1 protein-coding gene is annotated in these 1,011 nt (G+C 62.5%); it reads right to left on the reverse strand.

The window, feature by feature from the left end; all coding sequences use genetic code 11:
* On the reverse strand, positions 1-728 hold a 728-nt coding region (locus EC86_RS0100250), incomplete at its 3' end, for an IS110 family RNA-guided transposase (protein WP_029523719.1).
* Positions 729-1,011 lie beyond the last annotated feature (283 nt).

A 1,011-nucleotide genomic window follows, 5' to 3' on the forward strand; every position in this document is an offset into this window, starting at 1 on the left:
CTAGCATCGCACTCGGCCAGGTGGCGGGCAATGTCGTCATACATTCCCAACGCCTGACGCAGCACGAACAGGTGCTCTTCGCGCCAGTTGCCGGTCAGCGCTTTCGTGATTTCCTGCGCGCTGGCCTTGACGCGGCTGTGGCGGTGGCGTGCCAGCGCCCTAGGGTCACGCTCGCCAGCGACGATGTCCCGGATAATCAATTGGCCGCTCAGTCCCATCACATCGGTGAGCACCTCGGTGAGCTGGATGTTCATCTGCACCAGCGCCTTTTGCATGCGCTGGACCCAACTGCCCTGCTCGACCAGCAGCACGTCACGCTGACGCGCCACCGCCCGCAGCTCGCAGACCTGGGCGTCTGGACGAAACGCCGCGCGCAGCAAACCCAGGCTCATGAGCTTTTGCAGCCACTGGCAGTCCTGCACGTCGCTCTTGCGCCCGGGGACGTACTTCATCTGCCGCGTATCGACCAGCCAGACTTTCAGGCCGCGCTGTTCGAGCACTTCAAACACCGGGATCCAGTACACGCCAGTGGACTCCAGCGCTACGGTGTCCACGCCGCACGCGAGCAGCCAGCCGGCCATCGCGTTCAAGTCGGCCGTCATCGCGCCGAACTCGCGCACCGGGTCATCGGCCAGATGCGCGGGCACCGCCACCCAGTGGCTCGATGCGCCCACATCAATGCCCGCGGCATTGGGAAACACCTCACTGTCATGCTTGCGAATGGCCATGGCATCCTCCACAATGGTTGATCAATGGCAGCGCCATGGGAAGCGTCAAATTGGACTCACTCTCTCAAACGGGATGCGCATCGCTGCGCTCACCACTGTCGCTGACGATTCCCCGACCATGCTCAAAAGCGGGCTTGCTTGAAACTCGCACCAATGCCAAGTCGGTCATCTCGGCGCTGCCATTGCCTTTTTAGCGCAAATCGGCGCATGGGGCATCCGGCCTGTCCCATTGTTTCTTCAGGAACGCTTGGCCCGCGCGCGGGGTTGGGAAGCTCAAAAGTTA

This window comes from Polaromonas glacialis, assembly GCF_000709345.1.
GTDB classification, from domain to species: domain Bacteria; phylum Pseudomonadota; class Gammaproteobacteria; order Burkholderiales; family Burkholderiaceae_C; genus Polaromonas; species Polaromonas glacialis.